Here is a 24,338-nt window from a genome sequence, read left to right as displayed (position 1 = left end):
CACGTGCGGGCTCATCGGCGCCGATGGCCCTGCAATGCGCGCACCTACCTGCACGAGCCCCTGATCAAAGGAGAAATCTCCATGCGGAAAATGAGCGGCCTGCTCGCTGCGGCGTCAGCCGCGGTGCTGGCTCTCACCGGAGCGCTGTCGGCCGTTCTTCCGGCCAGTGCCGAATCCAACGGCGGCGTGCGCGTCATGCCGCTGGGCGATTCGATCACCGACGGCTTCAACGTGCCCGGCGGCTACCGGATCGACCTGTGGCAGAAGTTCGTGGCCGGCGGATACCGTATCGACTTCGTCGGCTCCCAGTTCAACGGCCCACCCAGCCTCGGCGACCACGACTACCAGGGCCACTCAGGCTGGACCATCGCGCAGATCGACGCCAACGTCGTCAACTGGCTGCGGGCCACCACCCCACGCACCGTGCTGTTGCACATCGGCACCAACGACATGATCAGGCAACTGTCCGGCGCACCGCAGCGACTGTCCACACTGATCGACCGCATCACCACCACCGCACCGAACGCCGAGGTCTTCGTCGCGTCGATCATTCCGCTGTCCGGTGCCGACTCGCGGGTGCGCACCTACAACGCGGCGATACCCGGCATCGTGCAGAGCAAGGTCAACGCCGGCAAGCGGGTTCACTTCGTCGACATGTACCCCGCGCTGACGCTCGCCGACCTGGCCGACGGCGTGCACCCCAACTCGCGCGGCTACGCCAAGATGGCCACCGTCTGGTACAACGCCCTGCGTGCGGTGCCGCGCAGCATCACCGACGGCACCGCGCCCACATCCGCTCCGCCGACCACCACGCCACCCACAAGCGCTCCGCCGACCACCACGCCACCCACAAGCGCTCCGCCGACCACCACGCCGCCGGGCCAGCCCGGCTGCACCGCCGCCTACCGGATGGTCGACAGCTGGAGCGGCGGCTTCCAGGCCGAGGTGACGGTCCGCAACAACCACACCGCGGCGTTCAACGCCTGGACGGTACGCATGACACTGCCCGCCGGGCAGAACATCACCAATCTCTGGAACGGCGTGAACACCGGCACCAGCGGCGCGATCGACGTGCGGAACGCGGCCTACAACGGCACTGTTCCCGCCAACGGGTCCACGTCGTTCGGTTACGTCGCCAGTGGCAGTTCCGCAGCCGCACCGACCGGCGTCAGCTGCACGAGCCGCTGACAGGAGACCACCCGGGAAGACCAGCCGCATGCGCCCTGGAGGCGGCCGGCGCCGGAATCGCCGGTTCCGCCCGCCTCCAGGCGTTCACCAGTGACGCCTCCTGGAGCGGTGCTCCACTGGGCGGCTCACTCCCGGACCCATCGAGGGGTCGGTACGTGCTCCCGGACCGCCGGCCGGTCCAGCTGCCGTCAGTCGGCAAAGGCAAGGCCATGCTCGGCCAGCGCGGCGGCCAGGATGGTGACCGCCTTCGGCCCGACCCCGTGCAGGGCCAGTAGGTCGCGGCGGCTGTGGGCGGCCACTTGCGTGAGCGTCGTGATGCCGGCTTCGAGCAAGGCACTGTTGGCTGGTCGCCCGATCGGCGGCAGGTCACCGATCCGCGCGGGCACGTGGCGGGTACTCACGCGCCCACGATAGTCGGCGAGTCGGTGGTCCTCGTGCCGTACGCCGGCGCCTCGGCGGTGGGGGTCGGTACCTGGCTCGCCACGGTGCGGCACCGCCGGGTGGGGCCGGACGCCCGGCCCCACCCGGCGGCCCGTCAGCGCCGGAACCGGACCGTGTAGGTCCGGGTCTGGCTCCGGTCCTCGCTGGTCACCGTGACCGTGGCGGTGCGTTCGGCACGCCTCTGGGCGGTGGACACCGCCGCGAACGGGTCGCGCGGGGTGGCCGCCAGCTCCCGTCCGGGGGCGGAGACGGTGTAGACGAGGACGTCTGGGGCGAAGCCCGGAACGGCCACGCCGTCGACGCTGAGCGCCGACAGGGCCGCGTCCGAGGACTGTCCGGGCGCCGCGGTGAGAAGCTGCACCTCGCCGACGGTCATCCAGAGCCCCGGGCGGGCGGTGAGAACCAGCCGTACGCCGTCGGTCGTCGAGACGGCGGACAGCGGAACGGTGACCGTCGGCGCGGGCGACCCGCCCGGCACGCTGATCTCGTCGCTGGCACGTACCCAGGCACCGGTCACGTCACGGACCTCGACGTGCAGCGACTGGGCGTACGTGTCCGCGTTGCCGTCCCGGTGGAAGTGGACCGTGGCGCTGGCGACGTCACGGCTGGCCGGCAGCAGGAAGGTCAGCGTGTCGGAGCTGTTCTTGGTGCCGGAGCGCCAGTTCGACCAGGCTTTCTCGGCGGTGACGCCGTTGCGCAGCCGGTCGGCCGAGTAGCCGCTCTCGGTGAACGTCGCGCTGGCCCGTACGCCCGGGTCGGTCGCGGCGTTGATGAGGACCGGCGTGGTGACCTGCACCCGGACGGTCGCCGGCAGGGTGCTCCCACCCGGCACGACGGTGGTTCCGGCCAGCTCGAAGACGCCGGCACGGTCGTAGGCCGGGGGAGCGGACCAGGTCACCGGCAGCGTGACCCGGGCGCCGTGCGCGCCCACACCGGTCACGGTCGCGGGCAGGTCCGGGCGCCCACCCGGGTACGCCTTGGCGCGGGCCGGTTCGGTGGCCACGACGGTGTCGACGGTGACGACGGCCCGGGCCTGGACCTTCCGGCCGAGCGGGTCGGTGGCGGTGCCCAGGACGGTGACCGTGCCGGGGACGGACCACCGGGGGTGCGGCGGCAGCGTCCGCCACACCACCGGCAGGGAGCCGCGGGCGCCGTCGCGGTAGACCGGCGTGACGGTCCTGGGCAGCACCGGCATCGTGCCGGGGGTGGTGAAGAGGTCGGCGGCGACCGTGGACAGCACCGTCTCGTCGATGATCGTCCAACGCTGGTTGTTCCCCGACGACGGCGTCCAGGTGCCGACCCGGGAGCCGTCGGCGGTGGCGTGGTCGCTCACGTCGACCAGCCGGCCCGTCGCGGCGTTGACGAGGGTGTACGTGCCGTCGCCGGTGGTGGAGAGGATCCACTGCGCGATCGGGTCGGCGGCGAGAGCCGCCGAGGACGGTTCCAGCACGAGGGATCCGGCGCGCAGCACCAGGTTGCGGTCGCCGGTGGACAGCAGGTAGCGGGACCGGTTCCCGGTTGCGGTGGTGACCGGGGTGATCCGCCAGAGCTGGTCGGCGGCGGTTGGGTCGCTGGTGCGGATCACCGGGGACGAGCCGGAGGGTGCCAACGACCTGCCGCTCTGGACGCCCTGTAGCCGGTACACGTGGCCGTCCTCGACGAGCGCGGCGTCGTCGGCGACGCCTCGTACCCCGTCGACGACGAAGGTCGTCACGGACTTCGCCGGCACGGTGAAGGCGGCGGACTTCCGGTCGACCCGGATGGGCTGGTGACGGACCAGGGCGCCGGAGGCGTCCGTGACGACCGGCGTGACGGTCGTCGCCGGCTCGACGTGACCGAACCGGGAAAGGTCGAGGGTGACCCGGCGGCCGGTGTCGGAGCTGTTGACGTGCACGACGGTCGCGGCCCTGCCGTTGGCCGACACGGCGGCCAGGCTGGCGGTGTCGTCCACCTTGACCATGTGGTCACCGGGCCGGATGAAGTGGGTGAAGTTGCGCAGGGTGTGGAACTTGGTGTTGATCCGCGCGGGGCAGGTCTGCAGGGTGTCCTGGGCGGTGCAGTCGAACGGGATCTGGATGGCGCCCCAGTTCTTGTTCCCGGCGTGCTGCGGGTTGTAGTCCTCGATGGGTTGCCACAGCATCCACGCGGAGGGTTCGAGTTCGCGGACGTCGTTGACGATCCGCTCGGCGATGCCGAGACCGGGGTCCATGCTGGTGAAGCTCTGCCCGGTGCCCCAGTGGCCGTCGACCTCGCTCATCCACAGGGGTTTGTCGGCGCCCTTGGCGATGTCACGGGCGGAGGTGCGCTGGCCGGTGCCGTAGGTGTGCACGTTGAGCTGGTCGATGACGGCGCGGGTCTCGGCGCTGTAACCGTTCCAGTTGGTGACGAAGGTGCCGGGGTTGGTTTCGTCCATGGCGGCGATCCGCGCCCGCGTCTGCGCGTCCTTGAGCCGCCGGGCCAGCGCCAGGATCACCTGCTGCTGCAGGGCCGGGGAGGCGTGCGCGCCCTCCTGCCGGCCGCCGGTGGGCTGGCCGTCCGGGCCGAGTTGGGTGCCCCAGTAGGAGGTGTTGGGCTCGTTGAGTGGCTCGATGGTGTGGAATTTGATGCCGTGCGCGGCCTCCAGGCGCTCGGTGACCCGGACCAGGTAGGTGGCGAAGTCGTCAACGCGGTCGGCGCGGATCTGGTCGGCGCTGGAGTTGAAGCCGCCGGAGACGTAGCCGCTGACGGTCTGGAAGTACGGCGGGGAGTTGCTGAACGCCTCCCACGTGTCGACCCGGTCCTTGATCTGGTCGACCCACCAGCGTTGGTTGGCGTCGGCGTCCCAGTTCCAGTGCTCGGGATTGTCCGGATTCCACCAGTCGACGTCGGTACGGGTGGTGCCGGCGGGAGCCTTCCAGAAACCGGGCATCGTGGCGCCGGCCTTCATGTAGTCGGTCCGCACGTCGGGGGCGTTGCCGCCGCCGATGTTGTACCGGGCCATGTTCAGCCGCAGCCCGTTCTCGCCGAAGAGCAGGTCGACCAGGTGGTTGCGGATCTCGTCGGGGTACCCGCCGGTGGCGTTGGCGAACCAGACCAGGCTGGTGCCCCAGCCTTCCCAGGTCGGTTCGCGGTAGGACGGGTCGGGGGTCACCACGACGGTGGGGACGGCGGCGGCGCCGGTGGTGGCGACGGCGGGCGGTGGCGTGACCGTGGCGGTGGTGACGGCCAGGGCGGTCGCGGTGAGCAAGGCCGCCAGCCGCGTCGGGGTGGAGCGTCCGGTCATGGTCTCTCCTCGCGGGATCGGTGGTGGCCTTCCGGAGTGTCGTCGGGCAGGAGGTGGGCCAGCGCGGCCCGGCTGTTGGCCCACACCGCGACGAGCGCGCAGCCCGGTACGGTGGCCAACCCCAGCAGCGGCGCCTGGTTGACCGACAGCACGGTCACCAGCAGCAGGACCAGGCTGAACAGGCTCAGCGGCGCGCGCCGCAGCACGGCGTACGCGGCGATCCTGACGACGGGCCGGAGGCCCAGGTGCGGGGCCAGCACGCCGAGTGCCAGCACGAGCACGCCTGTGGCGAGAAGGAGGATAGCCGTGACGGCCAGCAGCGGGACGAGCACCGCGCCGTGGCGGGAGTCGTGCAGGACGACGATGTCGGTGATGAGCACGGCGAGCAGCGCCACGGTGGCCGACCAGCGGGCGAGCGCGGGGACGAAGGACCGCCGGTAGGCGCGGACGAAGTCGCGCACGGGAGGTTGGTCCGACGACGCCGACGCCCGGTCGAGGTAGCCGAAGGCCGCGGCGAGCGACGGACCGACGCTGATCGACAACAACCCGAAGAACACCGGGTACCGCCAGGGCTGCGCGACCACGGCCAGCGCCACCAACAGCGGAAGGTTGGTGACCGCCAGGCCGAGGTTGACGACGAGGACCCGGTGTACGAACGACCAGATCGTCGTCCAGGTGTCCGCGCTGACGTTGACCCGGCCCGAGAGTGTCCGGTGGGGGGTGGTGGAGGTGGTCATGCCGGCCGTCACTTGAGCCCGGTGGTGGCGACGCCCTGGACGAAGTAACGCTGCCCGAGGAGGAAGACGGTCAGGATCGGCAGCACCGACAGCACCGAACCGGTCATGATCATGGCGTACTCGGCGTCGTAGACGCCGACGAAGGAGCGCAGGCCGATCTGCACGGTCCACAGGTCGTTGCTGGTCAGGTAGATGAACGGACCCATGTAGTCGTTCCAGGTGTTGACGAAGGTCAGCAGGGCGAGGCTGGCCAGCGCCGGCTTGGACAGCGGGAGCACGACCCGTGCCCAGATGCCGTACTCGCTCAGGCCGTCCACGCGGGCGGCCTCGCACAACTCGTCGGGGATGGTGAGGTAGTACTGCCGCATCAGGAACACCCCGAACGCGCCGAACGCCTGCAGGAGGATCAGCGACAGGTGGGTGTTCACCAGGCCCGCCTTCTCCATGATGATGTACTGCGGCACCATGTACGCCTGCCACGGCACGGCGATGGTGGCGACGTAGGCGATGAAGAGCGCGTCGCGCCCGGGGAAGCGGACCTTGGCGAAGCCGTACGCCGCGAAGCTGCCGGTGAGCACCTGCAGCGCCGTGATGACGACGCTGAGGTACAGCGAGTTCTTCAGGTAGGTGGTCAGCGGGATCCGGTCCCAGATGCGGGTGTAGTTGTCCCAGTGGAACTCCTCGGGAATCCACCTGATCGGCACGGTGAAGACCTGGGAGTCCAGCTTCAGCGAGGACGTCACCATCCACAGGAACGGGACCATGACGGCGAGCCCGAGGACGGTGAGCAGGACGTGCAGGGCGATCCGGCCGGCGACGGCGGTGCCTCGCCGGCGCGACGCCGGTGGCCGGGCGGTGGTGGCGCCGGTGCGGGAGCCGTCCCCGCGCTGCGGGGTGGTGGCGGTCGCGGTCATCGCTCTTTCCTCTGCTGAAGCCGGAACTGGACCACCGTGACGAGCAGGACGACCACGAACAGGACCATCGCGATGGCGGAGGAGTATCCGAAGCGGCCCTGCTCGATGCCCTCGCGGAAGATCAGCTGCGAGAGGACGAGGGTGGAGCGGCCGGGGCCACCCTCGGTCATCACCTGGACCAGGTCGAAGACCTTGAAGCTGGAGATTGTCAGCATGATCAGGACGAAGAAGGTGGTGGGGCGCAGCGAGGGCAGCGTGATGTGCCGGAACCGCTGCCAGGGGGAGGCCCCGTCCATCTTGGCGGCCTCGTACAGCTCACCGGGGATGGTCTGCAACCCGGCCAGGTAGAGCACCATGTAGTAGCCCATGTCCCGCCAGACGCTGGTGATGATCAGCGCGGGCATGGCCCAGGTAGTCGAGGTCGTCCAGCCGGGTGGGCTGTCCACGCCGACCGCGCGCAGGAACTGGTTCACCGGGCCGGCGTCGGGGCTGAACAGCATGTTCCACACCACCGCCACGGCGACCAGCGAGGTGATGTAAGGGAAGAACAGCGCTGTCCGGAAGAACCGCACCCCGCGCAGCTTGCGGTTGAGCAGGACGGCGAAGCCCAGGGCGGCGACGAGGGTGAGCGGCACATGGCCGACGGCGTAGTAGGTGGTGTTGTACAGCGCCGTCCAGAAGTTGGCGTTGTCCACCATGCGGCGGAAGTTGTCCAGGCCCACCCACTCGGGCGTGCTGTAGGAGTTCCACTTCATGAAGGCGAGCGCCATCGTGGCGACGACGGGCACCAGCGTGAGGGCCGCGAAGCCGATGAAGTTCGGCAGGATGAAGCTCCAGCCGGCCAGCGTGTTGCGCCGGCGGAGCCTGCTGCGCGTCCGGGGGGTGGACGCGGATGCGGTGGTGGAGACCATGGTGGGGTGCTCGTCCGGGGCCCGGACGTTCCTCCTTTCCGGGAGATGGACGGTGCCCCGGGGGCATTGGGCCCCGGGGCACCGGGCGGTCAGCCGACCTCGGACTTGACCCGCTTGCCCATCTCGGCGATGCCGGCGTCCACGGACTTCTCGCCGGCCATGATGAGTTCGTGCTCCTCGTTGAGGACGGTGTCGACGTCGGAGGACTTCTCACTCACCGGCATCTCCAGCTTCACCTCGCCCGGCTGGAACGCCTTCTTCGCCACATCGTCGTTGGCCATCCCGTCCACCCCGAAGTACAGGTCGAGGATCGACTGGTCGGCGTAGGCCGGGAAGACCCCGATCTTCGCGATGGCCGCCGCACCCTTCTCACCCGACGCCCAGCTCACGAACTTCTTCGCCGCCTCGGCGTTGCGGGCCTTCTTGTTCACCGCGAACGCCGTCGGCGAGCCGAACGTCGTCGACCCGCCCTCGGTCGCCTGCGGCAGCGGCGCCATGCCCCAGTCGACGCTGATCTTGCCGGCCTTCTTCTCGTCGATCAGGCGGGCGGCGTACCAGGTGCCCATCGGCAGCATCGCCGCCTTCTCCTCGGAGAACATCGTGTGGTAGGTGACCTTCTGGGTCTTGGCGGTGGACCACTTCAGCGTCGCCCCCGCCTTCTCCAGGTCGAGCGCCATGGTGTACTGCGGCTTCATGAAGCCGTAGTCACCGGAGAGCTGGTCGCCGCCGGTCTGGGCCGCGGCGACAGCCTGCACCAGAGATCGCCAGGTGTGCTGGTACGTCCCGTACACGGCGTTCGCGCCGCTGCCCTTGGTCGTCTTCTTCGCCAGGTCGGCGTACTCCTGCCAGGTGAGGCTGGTCAGGTCGGCGCCGGAGTTCGCCAGCAGCTTCTTGTTGTAGTAGAGCACCCAGAAGTCCTGGCGGTAGGGCAGGGCGAAGTAGTCACCTTCGAGGTCGAAGGCGTCCAGCCCGCGGTACTTGCTCTTGTCGAGCTTGTCCACCTCGTCCTTCAGGGAGGCCAGCTGCCCGCGGGTGCCGAACCGGGCGTAGTCGATGACGTTCTTCATGGTGATCACGTCGGTGCTGTCCCCACCGGCCAGCATGGTGGTGACCTTCTGGGGATAGTCGTCGGCGAGGATGTCCACGGGCTGCACGTCGACGTCCGGGTGCGCCGCCTCGTACGCCTCGACGAGGGCCTTGAACTCCGGGGTGGTGTCGTAGTTCCACAGCGCGACCGTGAGGATCGTCTTGCCGTCGGCGCCGGTGGCCGGCTTGTCGTCACCGCTGCATCCGGTGGTGGCCAGCGCGAGGCCGGTGGCGACCGCAAGGACCTTGGCGAACCTTCTCTTCACAAAGAACTCCTTTATCGGGGGATCCGAGCGCGACGACCGGGGGCAGTCGCCGGCGGGTCAGGCGTGCAGGGTAAGGGCCTCGGGGGTGACCTCGGCCCGGAGGGGTTCGGCGGTTATCCAGCGGGACAACTCGTCGAGGGTGTGGTCGGTCAGCCGCAGGATCTCCGAGCCGAGCGACCCCGCGATGTGCGGGGTGATCATGACATTGGGCGCGGCGCGCAGCGCGGCGTCCGCCGGCAGCGGCTCGGGTTCGGTGACGTCGAGGATCGCGAACAGTCGACCCGAGCGGCACTCGGCCGCGAGGGCCTCGGAGTCGACGAGGCTGCCTCGGGCGGTGTTGATGACCGTCGCGTGATCGGGCAGCAGCGCGAGCTCCGCCGCCCCGATCATGTGGTGGGTGCTGGGTAGCGCGGGTGCGTGCAGCGACAGGATCTCGCTGCGGGGCAGCAGCTCGCGCAGGTCCACCAGCGTCGCGCCGGCCAGGGCGACCTCGGTGGGGTCGGCGTGCGGGTCCGCCACCAGGCACTGCGCGGACTCGAGACAACCGAGGAGGTCGACCACCCGGCGGCCGATCCGGGAGAAACCGACCACTCCGACGGTCCGGCGGTAGTTGGACAGGTCCCCGTACCCGTCGCGGTGGCCCCAGCCCTGGTACGCCGCGTCGGGGTCGGCGGCGATGAACGGCGCCTTCTTGCCGGCGAAGATGATCGCGGCGAGGGTGTACTCGGCCACCGGGATGGCGTTGGCGTCGGCGGCGTTGGTGACCCGGATGCCGCGCCGCCAGACCTCGCTGGTGACCAGGGAGCGGACGCTGCCGGCGCTGTGGAAGACGGCCCGCAGGGCGGGGGCGGCGGCGAGCCTTTCGGGGGTCAGCATCGGTGCCCCCCAGGAGGTCACCAGCACCTCGACCACCGCCAGGCGGGCCCGGGCCGCCGGGGAGTCCAGATCGTCCACCCAGATCGGGTCGGCCAGGGCGACCAACTCGGCGAGCCGTGCCAGCCGTGCCTCGTCGAAGTGGGCACGGAAGGATTCCCGGTCCATCACGACGAGTGCCTGCTGCTTGGTTCGCACCGTCAATGTGTCTCCCCGGTTACGGCTCGCTGGCCGACGCTCGACCGTTGCGGTGCCTTTGAATTCGTGTCGGTGACATGGATAACCTATTCCGAACATGGTCGCTATGACCCGGTCGCGATCGATCCGAAACGTTCACGAACGAACATCAGCCTGGAGGACGACTCCCATGCCGAGGGACCGGATGTTCAACCTCCAGCGCCGCGAGCGACTGATGGAGGAGTTGCGTCGCCACGGAGCGGTGCGGGTCAAGGACCTGGCACAGACACTCGGTGTCAGCGAGCTCACCGTGCGCCGCGACATCACCGCCCTCGCCGAGGAGAACCTCCTGACGAAGGTGCACGGGGGCGCGACGCTGCCCACCCAGTTGGGGCCGGAGCCGCGGCGCCAACGCCCGGCGCCCACCCGCTTCACCATCGGCATGGTGGTGCCGTCGCTCGACTACTACTGGCCGTCGATCGTCACCGGTGCCCGCAACGCAGCCGCGTCCCTCGGCGTGCACATCCAACTGCGCGGGTCGAGCTACGACCCGGACGAGGACCGCCGGCAGATCACCCGACTCATCGAGTCGCAGCAGGTGCAGGGGCTGCTCCTGGCGCCCAGCCTGGAGGGTGACGGGGTCGACGAGATGATCGGCTGGATCGGTAACCTGCCCGTGCCGACGATCCTGGTGGAGCGGCAGACGCCACGGTGGACCCCCACCCTCCGCCAGCTCGAGTGGGTGCGCAGCGACCACTCGCTGGGTCTGGAGATGGCGGTACGCCACCTGCACCAGCACGGTCACCGCCGGATCGGGCTCGTGTTGTCCAAAGGCAGCCCCACCTCGGCCCACCTGGCGCGCGGCTGGGCGCTGGCCTGCGCCGACCTCGGCCTGCCCGACGACATGGTGATCCGGGAGACGGTGACGCTGGACGCCCCGGGGCACCGGGAGATCATCGACGGCATCCTGCGACGGTGCCGTCAGTCGCGGACGACGGCCCTGATCGTGCACGGCGACCCCGACGCGATGTCCATTGCCCAGTACTGCGCCGAGCAGGGAGTTTCCATCCCCGACGACCTCGCCCTGGTGTCGTACGACGACGAGGTCGCGCACCTGGCCGAGCCGGCCCTGACGGCGGTCCGGCCGCCCAAGGGCCAGGTGGGCCGGGTGGCGGTCGAGCTGATGGTGGCCCGGCTGCGGGAGGGCCGGCGCCGATCCTCGCAGCGAGTGCTGATCACCCCCGAGTTGGTGATCCGGGACTCGTCCACGGTATGGCCGCCGCGCTGACCAGCCGACGGCGGCACGCGCCGTCTCAGGTCGTCTCCGGGGCGGGACAGGCCGGCAGGCACAGGGTCGACGTCACGCCGTCCGGCCACCGGACCGTGAGTATGTGCGCCGCCCCGTCCGGCCGAACCGTGACGGCCGGAAGTGCGGTCTCCGCGGCGTCCGCCCCCCGCAGGACAACGGCCGCCACGTACACCCCGCCCAGGCGGGGCGGCTGCGCGGTCCGCAGCAGCGGCACCGCCAGGTGCTCGCCCAGCGGGGAGGTGTCCCGCTCCCGGCGTATCTCCGCCTCGTCGAGCCCGGTCAGCCCCACCAGGCAGGACACCACTCGGCCACCGGCCACCTCGACGCCCGGAGAACCGGCGGCCGTGCGGACGGTGGGCGGCCCGTCGCCGGCCACCGGCCAACCGCTGAACTCCAGCCTGGTCGCGGCCTCGACCCCGACCGTCGAGTCGACCCGGGCCGCCCGCACCTCCACCGCGCCCCGCAGCAGCGACCCCATGGTCACCGTCGGCCCGTGGCGAACCGCCCCCGCACGGCCCGAGCCGTGGTCCGGACCGTGCTCGTCCTCCGTCGCGACCCAGTGCGCCCGCGCCCGGGACACCGCCCGGCCGACGCCGTCGACCAGCTCACAACCCAGCGCCTCGAACCCGTTGCGATGGGTGCGCCGGCCTGCCCCGTCGACCACCGTGACCGAATTGTCCGACGGGTTGCCGACCGCCGCCCCGACCAGCGGTGGGAGGGTGGCCGTCGAGTAGCCCAGCCGGGCGTACAACGGTGAGTCCGCCCGCTCGTCGTGCGGCACCGAATGGTCCGTGCCGTGATTGACGACCCGCACCAAGCCGTCCCCGCGAGTGCCGCTGACCAGCCAACCGGGCACCGCAAGCGCGGCGGCGACGTCGCCTCGTTCGACCGGCAGCGGCTCCTCGACCGCCGTCCACACCGGATGATCGGCCGGCAGGGCCAAACCGAGCATCCCCTTGGCCGCCCAGTACGGCGAGCCGGGACCGGAGTAGGACTGCGCCATCCGTGGCCACTCGCGGTGCCAGCCGAGCGTCAGCAGCCCTCGCTCGTCGGGCGCCCCGTTGGCCTGGAAATGACCCAGGATGCCGCTGCACGCCCGCCGGAGCATCCCGGACGTCAGATCGCTGGCGCCCGTCATCGCCCCCACCCAGAACGGCGCGGCGGCGGCGAACCGGTACGCGAGGCTCCTGCCCTGCAACAGCGGGGAGCCGTCCGCGCCGACCAGGGACACGGCGTCGTCGAGGAACCGGGCGAGCCGGTCCCGCCAGGCCCGGCGGAGCCCGTCGGGGCAGAGCTCGCCGGCCATCTCCGCCCAGAGCAGCGGGTAGACGTGCAGCGCCCACCCGCCGTAGTGGTCGTAGGCCCGCTCGGGTCCGTCGGAGTACCAGCCGTCCGCGCGGTACAGCGACTCGTGGACCCGCAACCCCCGGTCCACGTCCTGCGGCGACCACGGGCCACCCACCGAGCGCAGGAACGTCTCGACGACGATCTGGAACCACACCCAGTTGATAGGCGGATACTCCTGCCCGACCACGGTGCCGAGCCACGCCACGACCCGGTCGCGGTCGCCGGGATCCAGCAGATCCCACAGCCACGGCCGGCTGAGGTGCAGGCCCAGGGCGATCGAGCAGGCCTCGACCTTGGCCTGGTCGAGCCGGTCCGGGCGCGGCCACGCGGTCGGCGACGAGGGATCGGTGCCGGCTCGCAGCCCGGCGGCGTACCACCGGGCCAGTCCGTGCGGGTCCACGCCCGCCTCGCCACGCAGGCGGATCGCCGCCAGCAGGAACGAGCGGGCGAACGCCTCCAGGGAGTCGCTGTCCCGGCCGTAGGCGCTGGAGCGCCCCGGCAGGTCGATGCGCGCGTGGTCGGCCGACGCGAACGGCCGCAGGGCGAGCAGCATCCGGTCCGCCGACTCCGCCCAGTGGGCACGGGTGTAGCCGGTGAACGGGGAGAGGCGCCGGTCATCGGCGGTCATGCTGCCCTCCGGGGGTGGCCGAGGCGGTCAGGGTGAAGGAGCCGGCGGTCGCTCGCGGCGGCACGACGACCAGCCGGTGGACGGCCTCACCCCACACGTCCCGCAGTAGCGGATCATCCACGGCGTGCCGTTCGAGCCGACCGGTTCCGGCGCGCGGATCCCACGCCAGGGTGAGCACGCGCCCGCCGAGGGCGCGGACGGTCAGCCCTCCGGCGTGGTGGGCGAGGGGCTCTCCGGCGAGGACGTGGTGCAGCCGGACGTCGGCCGGGTCGTCGACGCGCCACGTGTCGGTCACGGCGATCGTCGCCGTACGCCGGTCGAGGCGCACCTGCCGCTGCCACGACCGACACCCCGCGTCGGGGGCGTACGCGCCGGCGAGGTCGAGTCGGGCCTCGTCGCCGTCGGGGCCGAGGCCGACGGCCATCGCCGAGGCCCGGAACCCGGCGCCGGGGGACTGCCCGTGGCCGTTGACGACCGGCAGGTTGTGCCACTGGCTCTGGGTGACCCACTGCTCGTACCGCCGGGCGGTGAACGAGATCGCCGTGTACGTCGGCTGACCCAGGTCGACGAGCACGGGCACGCCGTCGAGCGCCACGAGGTAGGAGCCGACGTCGTTGTGGTTGTGGTTCTCGTCGTTGTGCCCGCCCTTGACCGCCACGCACAGCCCTTGGGGCGAACCGGGGTGCTCGCGGCTGACCAACACCTCGACGTCGGGCAGCCAGGACGTCGCGGGCAGCGGCACCGGGGTCGGCGCCTGGGTGGCCCATTGCGTGTCGGCGAGCCCGAGCACGGCCCGGCCCAGCCCGGCGTCGGCCGACACCGCCGGGGCGCCCGGGGCGCGGTGGGCCGCCGCGTGCTCGACGACCTGCCGGTCCCCGGTGGCCCGACCCCACCGGTGCAGGACGTGCCACGCCTGCTGCGGGTCGGGGCGGGCCGGGCCGTCGCCGACGTTGACGTACCACCCGTCGCCGAGCGCCATCCGGTGTGGATACCGGGCCAGCTCCGGCAGGGGATCCCAGCGCCAAGGGTCCAGCAGGCCGCCGGTGGCCCGGTCGAGCAGGTCGAGGGCTTCGGCGAGGCGTGCCGGCCCGTTCCACCAGTAGGCGTAGCCCTCGTCGCATCCGCCGTCGCCGGGCAGGGCGGCGAGGTACCGGTCGAGACCGTCGACGACGAGATCGACCACCCGGGCCCGGACCGGCGCGTCGTCGACCAGGAACAGGGCGGTCGCGAGCAGGTGGCCGTGGATCCACGGGTTCCAGTTGTGCAGGTGCCCGTCCAGGCCGAGCCAGTGCCACTCCCGGCTGCCCAGGAACGGCTCGACGACGCGCCGCCGGGCCTCCCGGCGCATCCGGTCGCGCAGGCCGGGCACCCGCGCGTCGAGGGCCGGGGCCAGGAGCAGGTCGGCCCAGGCCAGCACGGCGACGGTCTCGGCAGCGCCGAGGTCGAGGTAGGGATGGTCGGGGTCGGGCACCACCCGGCCGCGGTTCGGGGCGAACAGTTCGTGGGCGGCCCAGCACCAGGTGGTCTGCTCGCAGAGCGCCAGCAGGCCGTCCGCCGCCTCGTCGAGGTGGGGCTGCCCGTCGAGCGCGGCGGCCAGCACCGCCACGGACGTACGGCGGCGTAGCTCGCCGGCGGGCTGTTCGTAGGCGGTGCGGTTGCCGTCGCGCCAGTAGCGCGCGTAGTCGGACAGCCGCAGGTGCGGCCAGGGGGTGCGACGGTCCGTGTCGGCCCGTTCGATGATCGCTCGGGCGGTGACCTCGTCGACGTGTGCCCAGGCCCGCCGGTCGCCGGGCGGGGGCAGCGGGATCGCCTCCCGGCCCCGAGCCAGGGACGCCTCCCGGACGTCGGCGCCGAGCAGTTCCCACCGTCGCGCGAGCAGCCCTCGGTCAGTCAAGGTCGTCGTCTTCCTCGATGAGGCGGGTGAGGGTCGCCGCCTCGTCGGCGACGCGGTCGGCATCGTCGTCGACCACGAACTCCAGCAGGGTGTCGTGCTGCCGTCCGGTGCCGCGCAGCAGCGTGAACACGCCACGCCAGAGCCGGTCGCGGGCCACCAGCGGCAGGCGCTCCTGCCGGGGCCACCAGGAGAACACGTGCACCGTGTCGACCCAGGGCAGCACCCGCCGCAGATCGTCGAGGGCGTCGGCGTCCGCGAGCCCCACGGGCGGCTGCCAGTACGTGCGCACGCCGGGATGCCCGACGTCGGCGAGCAGGTCCAACGTCGATGCCGCGGTGTCGGTCAGCGTGCCGGAGTGGTACTCGAAGGCCAGGTCGATCCCGACGTCGCTCGCCTGCCGCGCCGCGGCGCGTGTCTCGCGGACCACGGCCCTGCGCTGCTCGACCGTGGCCGTCGCCGAACCGACGGTGCCGGCCCAGATGCGGATTCGCGGAGCGCCGAGCGCGACCGCGCTGGCCAGCACCGCGGTGAAGTCCTCGGCTCCGTGCGGGCCGGCGCGGAAGTATGAGCCGTAGGAGGCGACCCGGACACCTCGGTCGAGGCCCTCGGCCCGCACCCTGGCCGCCGTCGCGCGGTCACCCGGAGGGACATGCACGTCGGCGCCCCACTCGACGCAGGACAGGCGGGCGGCGGCGGTGACGTCCAGCACCGCTTGCGCGGACTGGTGTCGGAGGGTCACCGAACAGATGCCAGGGGACAGGGGCCGGTTTGTTGGTGGCACGCTCGCCCTCTCGGCAGACGGGGTGGGGGTAAGCGCTTTCCGAGCCTAGATCAATCAGCGGCCCGGTTGCAAGGCGCCGCTGCGTGGCGGACGCGGGCGCTCGGGCGAGCGGGCGCGTGCACTCAGCCGGCTCCGGTCGTCGCGCCGCCAGGTGCGCCGGTCATCGCCCGGTCGGCGGGGGTGGTCCCCCGTCGGCGATGCGCGCTGTGCGCCGCGTCCGGGGCGAGCGCGAAGTCCGGTGCGCCAGCGGTCCAGATCTCGGTCCCGCGCGCGGGTGTCGCGTTCCCGGCGCAGGTCGACCAGGAAGCTGCCGGAGAGCGCGATGAGCGCCCACGCCCCGGTGCTCAGCAACGGCATCCAGTCCACCGACATCCTGCCACCCGGACGCGACACCCTACGGGTGCCCGGCTCTGCGCACCCGACCGGGCCGGGCCGAAACCGAAGGGCGGGCGAACCCGCCGCCCAGTACGGTGCGCCGCATGCGTCTGGAGCCGATCACCCCGAAGAACTACGAGGCGGCGCTTGCCCTGTCCGTGCGCCCAGACCAGGAGGATCTGGTCGAGCCGGTGGTCAAGTCGTTGGCCGAGGCGTACGTCTACCCCGACCACGCCTGGCCGAGGCTGATCTACGACGGTGACCGGCTGGTCGGCTTCCTGATGGCCTTCCTCGACATCCCGTGGGATCCCGACCGCGATCCCGACGATCTGCGCTCGGGCCTGTGGCGGCTCAACATCGCCGCCGACGCCCAGGGCAACGGCTACGGTCGGTTCGCCGTTGAGGCGACCTGCGAGGAGATCCGCGCTCGCGGCGGCACCCGCACGTACGTCACCTGGGAGCCTCGCGCCGGCGGCCCGGAGCCGTTCTACCTGAAACTGGGCTTCCGGCCGACCGGTGAGCGCAGCGGTGGCCAGACCGTCGGCGTTCTGGATCTCTGAAGTCCGTGCCCGCAGGAGTGACGACGGGCGCTCGGGAGCGCCCGGATCGGCTGCCGAATGTCGGCGGACATCGGACGTTCATCGAGATGTTTCGGCGTGGGCCTGTACGCCAACAGGTGCCGCGTCGAGACTGCTGGACGACCATCTTCGATGTCCCATGATTGGAGGCACCGTGGACCCGTCCGCCCCGCTGACCCGCCCGCGCCGATTGGTCGGCACGTTCGCCCTGCTCGCCGCGATGGTCGCTGCGGCACTCCTCGGCCCGACCGTGGTCGCGCCGACGATGACCGACTCCGCCTCGGCGGCCGTCTACAACTCCTGCACGATGGCCCGCTGTGCGGACGCCCGCGCCGCCCACTCCGGCTGGGCCGCCAAGGGATTCCCGACCAGCCGGGGCTGGTACGCCTGGAGCGGCGGGCTGTACAACTTCGCCGGTGGCCGGTTCTACAACCGGGAGGGGCAGCTCCCGGCCAACGCCACCTACCACGAGTACGACGTCTACCCCCGCGCGTACGGGGCGTCGCGCGACGCCTACCGGATCGTGGTCAACAAGAGCACCGGGAAGACCTGGTTCTCGCCTGACCACTACGCGAACTTCTACCTGCTCTGACAGCGCCCCTGGTCGGGTCGGGACCACCCGGCCCGACCGGTGGAAGGATGACCGGATGCGCACCACCGAACCGCCGCCGTGGTTGGAACTGGCCGCCGAGCAGGGCGACGGCACGGGTGTCGTCCCGGGTGCCGCCGCGCGGACCCGCGCCGAACTGTTCACCCGACTGGCAGAGACCCTCGACCTGCCCGGGTACTTCGGGCACAACTGGGACGCCCTGGCCGACTGCCTGCTCGACCTGGTCGAGGCCGGTCCGCTCACGCTGACGGTCGAGAACGCCGACCAACTCCTCGGCGACGAGCCGCCCGCGCAGTTGGCCTCCCTGCTCGACGTGTTCGACGATGTCTGGTCGCAGGGCCGTCACCAGGTTCGGGTCGTCCTGCGCACCGCGCCTGAGCGGCTTGCCGAACTGCGTCGCCGGGTCACCGCCACTGGTTGACGTCACCGTGCCTTCCCACCCCCATCGGGTACGCACCGCGCGGGACGACGCGGTGCGTACCCGGGTCTACAGCGGCAGCCGGTCCGCCCCGGCCAGCGCACCAACCACGAGCGGGACCGCCGGCGCGGGCAGCACCGCACCGGTACGCAGTCGCGGCGTCCAGCCGGCGTCGGAGCCCAGGTCCGGGTCGTGGGCGGCGTTGTACGCGGCGACCAGGTCGACCGGGCGGGGCAGGCCGCCGTGGGCGCGTACCCAGTTGCCCCGGGTGGTGACGGCGGTGCCGCCCCAGTCGTGGAGCAGGTTCCCGGCGGTGATGCCGGTGCCGAGGGTGAAGTAGTTGTTCTCCGCGTACACGGCGGACTGTACGCCGACGCCGATGGCGTACGCGAAGTCCTCGCCGGCGAGGCGGTACCAGTTGTTGTAGACGTCGACCTGGCCGAACCGGACCCGGGGCAGCCGCTGTAGGACCCGGTCGAAGAGGTTGTGGTGCAGGGTCACCTTCAACCGGCCGACGTCCGGGCCGACGGTGTTCGACGAGCCGATCAGCATCACCTTGTCCCGCCCGGTGAACCGGTTCCACGAGGCGGTGACCAGGCTGGCGGTGTGGGTGATGTCCAGCGACCCGTCGTGCACCTGGTAGGGACGGCCGAAGTAGACCGGCTGGGCGCTGTCCGGGTTGTCGCCGTCGGTGAAGGTGTTGTGGTCGATCCAGACGCGCTCGCTGCGGCGTATCGAGATCTGGTCGTACTGGGAGTTCCAGTTGCCCGTGTCGCCGTCGGTGGGGGACCAGGCCGGGAAGCAGTCCCGGGCGTCGTCGAAGGTGAGGTTGCGGACGATGACGTTGCTGGCCCCGTCGATCATCAGGGTCAGCCCGGCCAGCCGGGCCCCGCGCAGCCCGACGATGGTGGTGTTGGGGCCGACGTTGATCTGGGTCTGCTTCGTCTGTCTGGACACCGAGCGGACCCGGGCCGCCTCCAGGGCTCCGGTCGGCGTCACCCGGCCCCACACGGCCGGGTCGTACGCGGTGAGGTAGGCCGGCAGCGAGTACTCCGGGTCGGCGAGGTCGGCGCAGTCGAGCAGGGTGCCGTCGTCGGCCTCGAAGCCGTCGACGGTTCCGTCCACGACGATCACCTTGGGGGTGGCGTTGGTCTTGTTGGTGGCGTTGTCGCCGCCCAGCGCGCGGATCAGGTCGGCCCGGGTGTGGACCAGGTGCACCTGGTCGGTGGTGGCCGCCGAGCCGCCGGTGGTGCCGACCCCGTCGGCGGCCCAGCCGTCACCGGCGGGCAGGGTCTGCCGGGCGAACGCCTCGACCCGGCGGGGCGGTGCCGCGGTGGCGTCGGGCGCGGCGGCGACCGCCACGCCCGGCGCGAAAAGCAGGGAGAGGGCGACCAGGGCCGCCCCCGAAAACCGTGGACGCATCAGTGCTCTCCGAGGTGTCCGATCCATACGGCGTGTTCCTGGAAACGCCGATGATCCAACAGTACGTAGAATCCCTCAAGAGAGTCAATGATGTCAATGTGCAGATATTTTGCAGTTAATCAGGACAAGATGAGTTCGCTCGACCGGTCGCGGTCGAGAATGCGATGGTAGCGTCCGATTTTCCGGCGCGTCGGGTGCCCATTGTTTGCAGTGCTTCTCCCTGGCCCACGGCATTCGGGCCCCGGCTCAGCCGACCTCCTCCGCCAGTTCCGTGCGTACCGGCGGCACCGCCCACGGCACCGCCAACTCCGACAGCAACGCGCCTCGCTCGGCGGCCCGACGTAGGACCGTGTTCACCCCGCGTACCGTCACCACCCGGTCCGCCTCCGTCCCACTGGCGGTCACCAGATCGCCGTCGAGCAGCGTCGGCTCGGGCGCGGCCTGAACCGCCTCGAGCGCGGCGGTGAACGGCGCGGTCCGGGCCAGCGGTGCGATCAACGGCACCCCGCCCGGGTCGGCCCGGTGCGCAACCAGGTTCTCCAGCAGGCCGCGTCGGCCCGGCACCGCGCGCGGCGCGTCGTCGCCGGGCAGCAACAGCCGGTCGGTCGGGTACTCCAGCACCGCCCGACCCGCGGTGCCGGTCACCACGACGTCCCCGGCGATGAAGTCCTCGCCGGCCAGCGTCACTGCGGCCACGACCGGCGGCCCGGCGTGGCCGACGACCCGCAGGGCCGCGGTGTCGTCCACCTCGATCGGGCGGACCCGATACCGCTCCACCTCGATGCGGACCGGGCGCACCGGCGTGCCGGCCACGGCCTCGGCCACCGCCAGGCACTGCATCACCGCGTGCGCCAGCGGGTTCGCCAGCGCCCCGTCCAGCACCGGCCGGCCGTCCAGGGTGCGCCGACCGGCCCAGGGTGCGCGGGCGTAGTAGCCGTCGGTGCGCTGCCACGCGGCGACCGTGCCGATGCCGGTGACCGTGCCGAGCACGCCCCGCCGGATCGCGGCCGACAGCACGGCCAGCGCGGCCGAGCCCAACGCCTGGAAGCCCACCTGGCAAGCCCGACCGGTGTCGGTCAGCGCCCGCGACAGTGTCCGGTGCTCGGCCATGGACAGCACCGGCGGTTTTTCCAACAGCACGTCCGCGCCCGCGGCGAGGACGTCCAGGGCGATCGGCAGGTGGGTGTGTGGCGGGGTGCAGACCACCACCACGTCCGGTCGGGCCACCGCCAGCATCTCCCGGTGGTCGGTGTGGACCGTGACGTCTGCCGGGACCGGTGCGGCCGGCTCGTCCTCGATCGGGCGGACGTCGACCAGCGCCACCAGCCGCAACCGGCCCGCCTCGTGCAGCGGAGCCACCACCCGCCGGTGCCAGCGGCCGTGCCCGTTCGCCCCGACGATCGCCACCCGGGGCGGCACGGCGCTCACGGTGCCGCCTCGGTTCGCGGCTGTGGGGCTCGCAGGCCCGGCTCGCTCCTCGCGCTCACGGTGAACCCGCCAGCGTGGCCACCACCCCGTGCTCACGCAGGGCGGTCAACCAGCCGGTCACCTCGGCCCGCACCTGGTCATCCTCGGCCAACGCGCTCGGGAAGACCTCGCGCAGCGCGAAGACCGCATCCACCGTGCCCGCCGGGGTGTCTGGAGCGGCGGCCAGCGCGGCCCGGATACGGTCGGCGAGCGGGTCGTCCAGCGGCAACCGCCGGCCGTCGTCGGCCTGCCCGCCGAGGAACCGCAGCCAGGCCGCAACGACCAGCGCGCCCCAGTGCGCCGACCGACCGACGGCCCGCAGGTCGGCGATGGTGTGCAGGACCCGCTGCGGCAACTTCTGCGAGCCGTCCATCGCCACCTGGAGGGTGCGGTGCCGAATCGCCGGATTGGCGAACCGGCCCAGCACCTCGTCGCCGTAGTCGACCACCCGGACCCCCTGGGGCGGGGTGAAACTGGACGCCACGTCGTCGGCGATGAACCGCCGCAGCACCCCGGCCAGACCGGGCAGGGCCAGGGCCTCGGCGATCGTCTCGCAGCCGGCCAGCGCACCCAGGTAGGCCACCGCCGAATGCACACCGTTGAGGCCGCGCAGCTTCAGCCGCTCCCATGGGCCGGCGTCGTCGGTGAGCACCGCGCCGGCCTGCTCCCAGGCCGGCCGACCGCCGGGGAAGTCGTCCTCCACCACCCACTGGGTGTACGGCTCCGCGGCTACCGCCGCCAGGTCCGCCACCCCGAGCGCCGCACGGGCGGTGGCCAGGGTCTCGTCGGTGCTGGCCGGGACGATCCGGTCCACCATGGTGCCGGGAAAGGTGACCTGGGCGGCGAGCCGCTCCAACGTCGCGTCCGAGGCGCCGGCCAGGGCCAGCGACTGCTGCACCAGCCCACGCAGCCGGCGGCCGTTGGCGGGCAGGTTGTCGCAGCTGACCAGCGCGATCGGCCCGGTGTCGGCGTCGGCGCGGGCGAGTAGCCCGCGCACCAGCAGCCCGGGTACGGTCCGCGGCGGACGGTCGGTGGACAGGTCGAGGGTCAGCTGCGGATCGGCCCGCAGCACCCCACTCACCGGGTCGAGCTGGTACGCCTTCTCCGTGACCGTCAGCGTCACCACCCGGATCGCCGGGTCGGCGAGCAGGGCGACCACCGCCGCCGGGTCGCTGGCCGCGTGCCGTACCCCGGCCAGCGACCCGACCACCCGGGTGGCCGCGCTCCCGGCGGAGAGCGTGCTGACGCTGAACAGGCCGTCCTGCGCCGCGAGGGCCTCCACCAGCGCGGTGCTGCGCGGGGCGACCCCGACGATGGCCCAGTCCCCGCCGGCCGAGTCGATCGCCGCCTCCGTGTACACCGCCTGGTGGGCGCGGTGGAACGCGCCCAACCCGAGGTGGACGACGCCGGCGGCCACCGTGCCGGGACGCACCAGTGGCCGACTCTCGGCCGGCACCCGGCGCAGGGTGGCCAGGCCGAGCCGCTCGGTTCCTACGCTCACCGCCACGCGGGGCCGTCCGGGAAGCGGAACCCGGCGATCGACTCCGGCTTCATGGTGGTGCTGTAGCCGGGGGCGGTGGGTAGCAGGTAGCGGCCGTCGCGGGTGCGGACCGGGTCGACGAAGTGCTCGTGCAGGTGGTCGACGTACTCCACCATCCGCCCCTTCAGGCTGGTGCTGACGCGCAGAAAGTCGAAGGCCGTCAGGTGCTGCACGTACTCGCACAGGCCGACGCCCCCGGCGTGCGGGCAGACCGGCACCCCGAACTTCGCCGCCATCAGCAGCTCCGCCAGGACCTCGTTGACCCCGCCGACCCGGCAGGCGTCGATCTGCATCACGCCGATCGCCTCGGCCTGCAGGAGCTGCTTGAAGATCACCCGGTTGGCGGCGACCTCGCCGGTGGCGACCCGGCACCGGCCGCCGGTCAGCTCGGTGACCGCCCGGGCGATCCGGGCGTGGCCGAGCACGTCGTCGGCGTGCGTCGGCTCCTCGATCCAGTACGGGTCCACCTCGGCCAGCGCCGTCATGTTGGCGATCGCCTCGTCGACGTCCCAGACCTGGTTGGCGTCCATCATCAGCAGCGCGTCCGGGCCGATCTCCGCCCGGATGATCCGGGCCCGGCGCAGGTCGTCCTCGGGCGCCCCGCCGACCTTCATCTTCATCGCCCGCCACCCCCGGGCGTACGCCTCGCGGGTCAGTGCCCGGACCTTGTCGTCCGGGTAGCCCAGCCAGCCCACCGAGGTGGTGTACGACGGCAGCCCGTCGCGTTCCAGCTCGGCGAGCCGGTCGGCGAGCCCGTCGCGGCCCTTGTCGAGGATGGCCGCCGCCTCGTCGGGAGTGAGCGCGTCGGTGATGTGGTGGAAGTCGACGTTGGCCACCAGCTCCTCGGTGGGCAGCTCCGCGAGGTAGCGCCACATCGGCTTGCCGGCGAGCTTGGCGCGCAGGTCCCACACCGCGTTGACCAGCGCGCCGGTGGCCATGTGGATGACCCCCTTCTCCGGGCCCAACCAGCGCAGCTGCACGTCGGCGACGAGCGATCGCCAGAACGCCACCGGCGCGGCGGCGATCTCCTCGACCGTGCGGCCCTGCACGTGGTGGGCCAGGGCACGGACGGCGGCGCAGGTGATCTCGTTGCCCCGGCCGTTGGTGAAGGTGAACCCGGCACCCGTAGGGCCCCCGTCGGTGCGCAGCTCGACGTAGGTGGCCGAGTAGTCGCCCTTGTTGATCGCGTCGGAGCCGTCGCCGGCCGCCGCGGTGGGGAAGCGGACGTCGTGCACGTCGACGCCGATGATCCTGACACTCATGAGAACTCCCCGAACCTGAAGACCTTCTTCGGCAGCCGGTACGCCAGGTCGACGATGGTTTCGGCGGCCTCGTCCTCGGTCAGCCGGTGCTCGGCGACCAGCCGGGCGAGGAAGCCGGCGTCGATGCGGCGAGCCACGTCGTGGCGAACCGGGATGGAGCAGAACGCGCGGGTGTCGTCGACGAACCCGGCGGTGTTGTAGAAACCGGCCGACTCGGTGACCGCCTCCCGGAAGCGCCGCAGCACCTCCGGGGAGTCCAGGAACCACCAGGGCGCCCCGAGGTAGAGCGCGGCGTAGCCGCCGGCGAGGGGCGCCAGCTCCCGGCTGAACGTGTACTCGTCGAGGGTGTACACCACCAGCCGCAGCCGTGGGTCGTTGCCGTACGCGTCCAGCAGCGGGGCGAGGGCATGGACGTACTCGGTGGCCTGCGGCACGTCGCCGCCGACGTCCCGGCCGTGTGTGGCGTGCAGCCAGCGGTTGTGGTTGCGCGCCGCTCCGGGGTGCAGTTGCAGGACCAGGCCGTCGTCCAGCGACATCCGGGCGAACTCCACCAGCATGTGCGCCCGGAACGCCTCGGCGTCGGCCGCGTCGGCCTCGCCGCGCAGGCCCCTGTCGTACAGGGCGGCGGCCTGCGCCGGGTCGAGCGCCAGGGTACGGGCGGTGGGGTGACCGTGGTCGGAGGAGGTGGCGCCGGCCGCGATGAACGCCGCCCGCCGGGCGCGCAGCGCGGCCAGGTAGCCGGCGTACGTCCCGGTGTCCTCGCCGGCGATCTCGCCGAGCCGGTCGACGTTGGCCCGCCACCCGTCGAACTCCATGTCGACCACGTTGTCCGGGCGGAAGGTGGTGATGACC

21 protein-coding genes are annotated in these 24,338 nt (G+C 71.9%); 5 read left to right on the top strand and 16 right to left on the bottom strand.

Going from position 1 to position 24,338, the window contains the following annotated elements; genetic code table 11:
- Nucleotides 1–81 precede the first annotated feature (81 nt).
- Nucleotides 82–1,188 carry a cellulose binding domain-containing protein gene (locus E1193_RS04140; RefSeq protein ID WP_132180417.1) on the top strand — a complete coding sequence of 369 codons (1,107 nt, stop codon included), beginning with the start codon at nt 82–84 and terminating at the stop codon, nt 1,186–1,188.
- Nucleotides 1,189–1,376: 188 nt separating this feature from the next.
- On the opposite strand, the gene E1193_RS04135 is transcribed toward E1193_RS04140, so the two are convergent.
- The 7 genes from E1193_RS04135 to E1193_RS04105 all read right to left on the bottom strand — a co-directional run bounded on the left by E1193_RS04135 (nt 1,377) and on the right by E1193_RS04105 (nt 9,876).
- A complete protein-coding gene (locus tag E1193_RS04135) occupies nt 1,377–1,589 on the bottom strand; it encodes a hypothetical protein (protein ID WP_132180415.1) in 213 nt (70 codons plus the stop codon).
- A 134-nt stretch (nt 1,590–1,723) separates the two neighbouring features.
- Nucleotides 1,724–4,891 carry a glycoside hydrolase gene (locus E1193_RS04130; RefSeq protein ID WP_132180413.1) on the bottom strand — a complete coding sequence of 1,056 codons (3,168 nt, stop codon included), beginning with the start codon at nt 4,889–4,891 and terminating at the stop codon, nt 1,724–1,726.
- On the bottom strand, nt 4,888–5,628 hold the full coding sequence (locus E1193_RS04125) for a DUF624 domain-containing protein (protein WP_132180411.1): 741 nt from the start codon (nt 5,626–5,628) through the stop codon (nt 4,888–4,890). The genes E1193_RS04130 and E1193_RS04125 overlap by 4 nt, the downstream gene beginning before the upstream one ends.
- 8 nt (nt 5,629–5,636) lie before the next feature.
- On the bottom strand, nt 5,637–6,542 hold the full coding sequence (locus tag E1193_RS04120; protein ID WP_132180409.1) for a carbohydrate ABC transporter permease: 906 nt from the start codon (nt 6,540–6,542) through the stop codon (nt 5,637–5,639).
- Complete coding sequence (locus tag E1193_RS04115; protein ID WP_132180407.1) at nt 6,539–7,453, bottom strand: sugar ABC transporter permease; 915 nt, start codon at nt 7,451–7,453, stop codon at nt 6,539–6,541. Before E1193_RS04115 ends, E1193_RS04120 begins: the two co-directional genes overlap by 4 nt.
- A gap of 89 nt (nt 7,454–7,542) precedes the next feature.
- Entirely contained in the window at nt 7,543–8,805 is a 1,263-nt protein-coding gene (locus E1193_RS04110; protein WP_132180405.1) for a sugar ABC transporter substrate-binding protein, read from the bottom strand.
- Between the two features lie 57 nt (nt 8,806–8,862).
- On the bottom strand, nt 8,863–9,876 hold the full coding sequence (locus E1193_RS04105; RefSeq protein ID WP_132180491.1) for a hydroxyacid dehydrogenase: 1,014 nt from the start codon (nt 9,874–9,876) through the stop codon (nt 8,863–8,865).
- A gap of 169 nt (nt 9,877–10,045) precedes the next feature.
- On the opposite strand from E1193_RS04105, the gene E1193_RS04100 reads away from it, so the two are divergent.
- Nucleotides 10,046–11,143 carry a substrate-binding domain-containing protein gene (locus tag E1193_RS04100; protein WP_132180403.1) on the top strand — a complete coding sequence of 366 codons (1,098 nt, stop codon included), beginning with the start codon at nt 10,046–10,048 and terminating at the stop codon, nt 11,141–11,143.
- Between the two features lie 25 nt (nt 11,144–11,168).
- On the opposite strand, the gene E1193_RS04095 is transcribed toward E1193_RS04100, so the two are convergent.
- The 4 genes from E1193_RS04095 to E1193_RS04080 form a co-directional block, all read right to left on the bottom strand.
- Nucleotides 11,169–13,139, bottom strand: a complete 1,971-nt coding sequence (locus E1193_RS04095; protein ID WP_132180401.1) for a DUF2264 domain-containing protein — start codon at nt 13,137–13,139, stop codon at nt 11,169–11,171.
- Entirely contained in the window at nt 13,126–15,033 is a 1,908-nt protein-coding gene (locus E1193_RS04090) for a heparinase II/III family protein (RefSeq protein WP_243707276.1), read from the bottom strand. The genes E1193_RS04095 and E1193_RS04090 overlap by 14 nt, the downstream gene beginning before the upstream one ends.
- Nucleotides 15,026–15,772 (bottom strand): TIM barrel protein, encoded by a 747-nt coding sequence (locus E1193_RS32860; RefSeq protein ID WP_243707275.1) that lies wholly within the window; start codon nt 15,770–15,772, stop codon nt 15,026–15,028. Before E1193_RS32860 ends, E1193_RS04090 begins: the two co-directional genes overlap by 8 nt.
- A 96-nt stretch (nt 15,773–15,868) precedes the next feature.
- Nucleotides 15,869–16,186 carry a hypothetical protein gene (locus E1193_RS04080; protein WP_132180397.1) on the bottom strand — a complete coding sequence of 106 codons (318 nt, stop codon included), beginning with the start codon at nt 16,184–16,186 and terminating at the stop codon, nt 15,869–15,871.
- Nucleotides 16,187–16,293: 107 nt separating this feature from the next.
- On the opposite strand from E1193_RS04080, the gene E1193_RS04075 reads away from it, so the two are divergent.
- The 3 genes from E1193_RS04075 (at nt 16,294) to E1193_RS32405 (ending at nt 17,798) form a co-directional block, all read left to right on the top strand.
- Nucleotides 16,294–16,749: a GNAT family N-acetyltransferase gene (locus E1193_RS04075; protein WP_132180395.1), complete on the top strand. Its 456-nt coding sequence runs from the start codon at nt 16,294–16,296 to the stop codon at nt 16,747–16,749.
- A gap of 157 nt (nt 16,750–16,906) precedes the next feature.
- Nucleotides 16,907–17,359, top strand: a complete 453-nt coding sequence (locus tag E1193_RS04070; RefSeq protein ID WP_132180393.1) for a ribonuclease domain-containing protein — start codon at nt 16,907–16,909, stop codon at nt 17,357–17,359.
- A gap of 55 nt (nt 17,360–17,414) precedes the next feature.
- Nucleotides 17,415–17,798 carry a barstar family protein gene (locus E1193_RS32405; RefSeq protein WP_207922555.1) on the top strand — a complete coding sequence of 128 codons (384 nt, stop codon included), beginning with the start codon at nt 17,415–17,417 and terminating at the stop codon, nt 17,796–17,798.
- A 66-nt stretch (nt 17,799–17,864) separates the two neighbouring features.
- Here the strand turns inward: E1193_RS32405 and E1193_RS04060 are convergent, their stop codons facing one another.
- The 5 genes from E1193_RS04060 to E1193_RS04040 all read right to left on the bottom strand — a co-directional run.
- Nucleotides 17,865–19,217, bottom strand: a complete 1,353-nt coding sequence (locus E1193_RS04060; protein ID WP_132180391.1) for a pectate lyase — start codon at nt 19,215–19,217, stop codon at nt 17,865–17,867.
- A gap of 246 nt (nt 19,218–19,463) precedes the next feature.
- Nucleotides 19,464–20,645, bottom strand: a complete 1,182-nt coding sequence (locus E1193_RS04055; RefSeq protein WP_347877010.1) for a Gfo/Idh/MocA family oxidoreductase — start codon at nt 20,643–20,645, stop codon at nt 19,464–19,466.
- 55 nt (nt 20,646–20,700) lie between these two features.
- Nucleotides 20,701–22,185, bottom strand: a complete 1,485-nt coding sequence (locus E1193_RS04050; RefSeq protein WP_132180389.1) for a mannitol dehydrogenase family protein — start codon at nt 22,183–22,185, stop codon at nt 20,701–20,703.
- Nucleotides 22,182–23,486, bottom strand: coding sequence for an enolase C-terminal domain-like protein (locus E1193_RS04045; RefSeq protein ID WP_132180387.1), 1,305 nt, complete (start codon nt 23,484–23,486; stop codon nt 22,182–22,184). The genes E1193_RS04050 and E1193_RS04045 overlap by 4 nt, the downstream gene beginning before the upstream one ends.
- A partial coding sequence (locus E1193_RS04040; RefSeq protein ID WP_207922554.1) for a glucuronate isomerase occupies nt 23,483–24,338 on the bottom strand: 856 nt, incomplete at its 5' end. The genes E1193_RS04045 and E1193_RS04040, both read right to left, overlap by 4 nt.

The sequence above is a fragment of the Micromonospora sp. KC606 genome, from assembly GCF_004348675.1.
Taxonomy (GTDB): Bacteria; Actinomycetota; Actinomycetes; order Mycobacteriales; family Micromonosporaceae; genus Micromonospora.
This window is presented reverse-complemented; position numbering and strand designations above follow the sequence as displayed.

Excerpts from the sequence above, each read along its gene's own strand:
- E1193_RS04140 (WP_132180417.1), top strand. The coding sequence starts at position 82 with ATGCGGAAAATGAGCGGCCTGCTCGCTGCGGCGTCAGCCGCGGTGCTG.
- E1193_RS04130 (WP_132180413.1), bottom strand. The coding sequence starts at position 4,891 with ATGACCGGACGCTCCACCCCGACGCGGCTGGCGGCCTTGCTCACCGCG.
- E1193_RS04125 (WP_132180411.1), bottom strand. The coding sequence starts at position 5,628 with ATGACCACCTCCACCACCCCCCACCGGACACTCTCGGGCCGGGTCAAC.
- E1193_RS04120 (WP_132180409.1), bottom strand. The coding sequence starts at position 6,542 with ATGACCGCGACCGCCACCACCCCGCAGCGCGGGGACGGCTCCCGCACC.
- E1193_RS04115 (WP_132180407.1), bottom strand. The coding sequence starts at position 7,453 with ATGGTCTCCACCACCGCATCCGCGTCCACCCCCCGGACGCGCAGCAGG.
- E1193_RS04100 (WP_132180403.1), top strand. The coding sequence starts at position 10,046 with ATGCCGAGGGACCGGATGTTCAACCTCCAGCGCCGCGAGCGACTGATG.
- E1193_RS04095 (WP_132180401.1), bottom strand. The coding sequence starts at position 13,139 with ATGACCGCCGATGACCGGCGCCTCTCCCCGTTCACCGGCTACACCCGT.
- E1193_RS04080 (WP_132180397.1), bottom strand. The coding sequence starts at position 16,186 with ATGTCGGTGGACTGGATGCCGTTGCTGAGCACCGGGGCGTGGGCGCTC.
- E1193_RS04075 (WP_132180395.1), top strand. The coding sequence starts at position 16,294 with ATGCGTCTGGAGCCGATCACCCCGAAGAACTACGAGGCGGCGCTTGCC.
- E1193_RS04070 (WP_132180393.1), top strand. The coding sequence starts at position 16,907 with ATGATTGGAGGCACCGTGGACCCGTCCGCCCCGCTGACCCGCCCGCGC.
- E1193_RS32405 (WP_207922555.1), top strand. The coding sequence starts at position 17,415 with ATGCGCACCACCGAACCGCCGCCGTGGTTGGAACTGGCCGCCGAGCAG.
- E1193_RS04060 (WP_132180391.1), bottom strand. The coding sequence starts at position 19,217 with ATGCGTCCACGGTTTTCGGGGGCGGCCCTGGTCGCCCTCTCCCTGCTT.
- E1193_RS04045 (WP_132180387.1), bottom strand. The coding sequence starts at position 23,486 with ATGAGTGTCAGGATCATCGGCGTCGACGTGCACGACGTCCGCTTCCCC.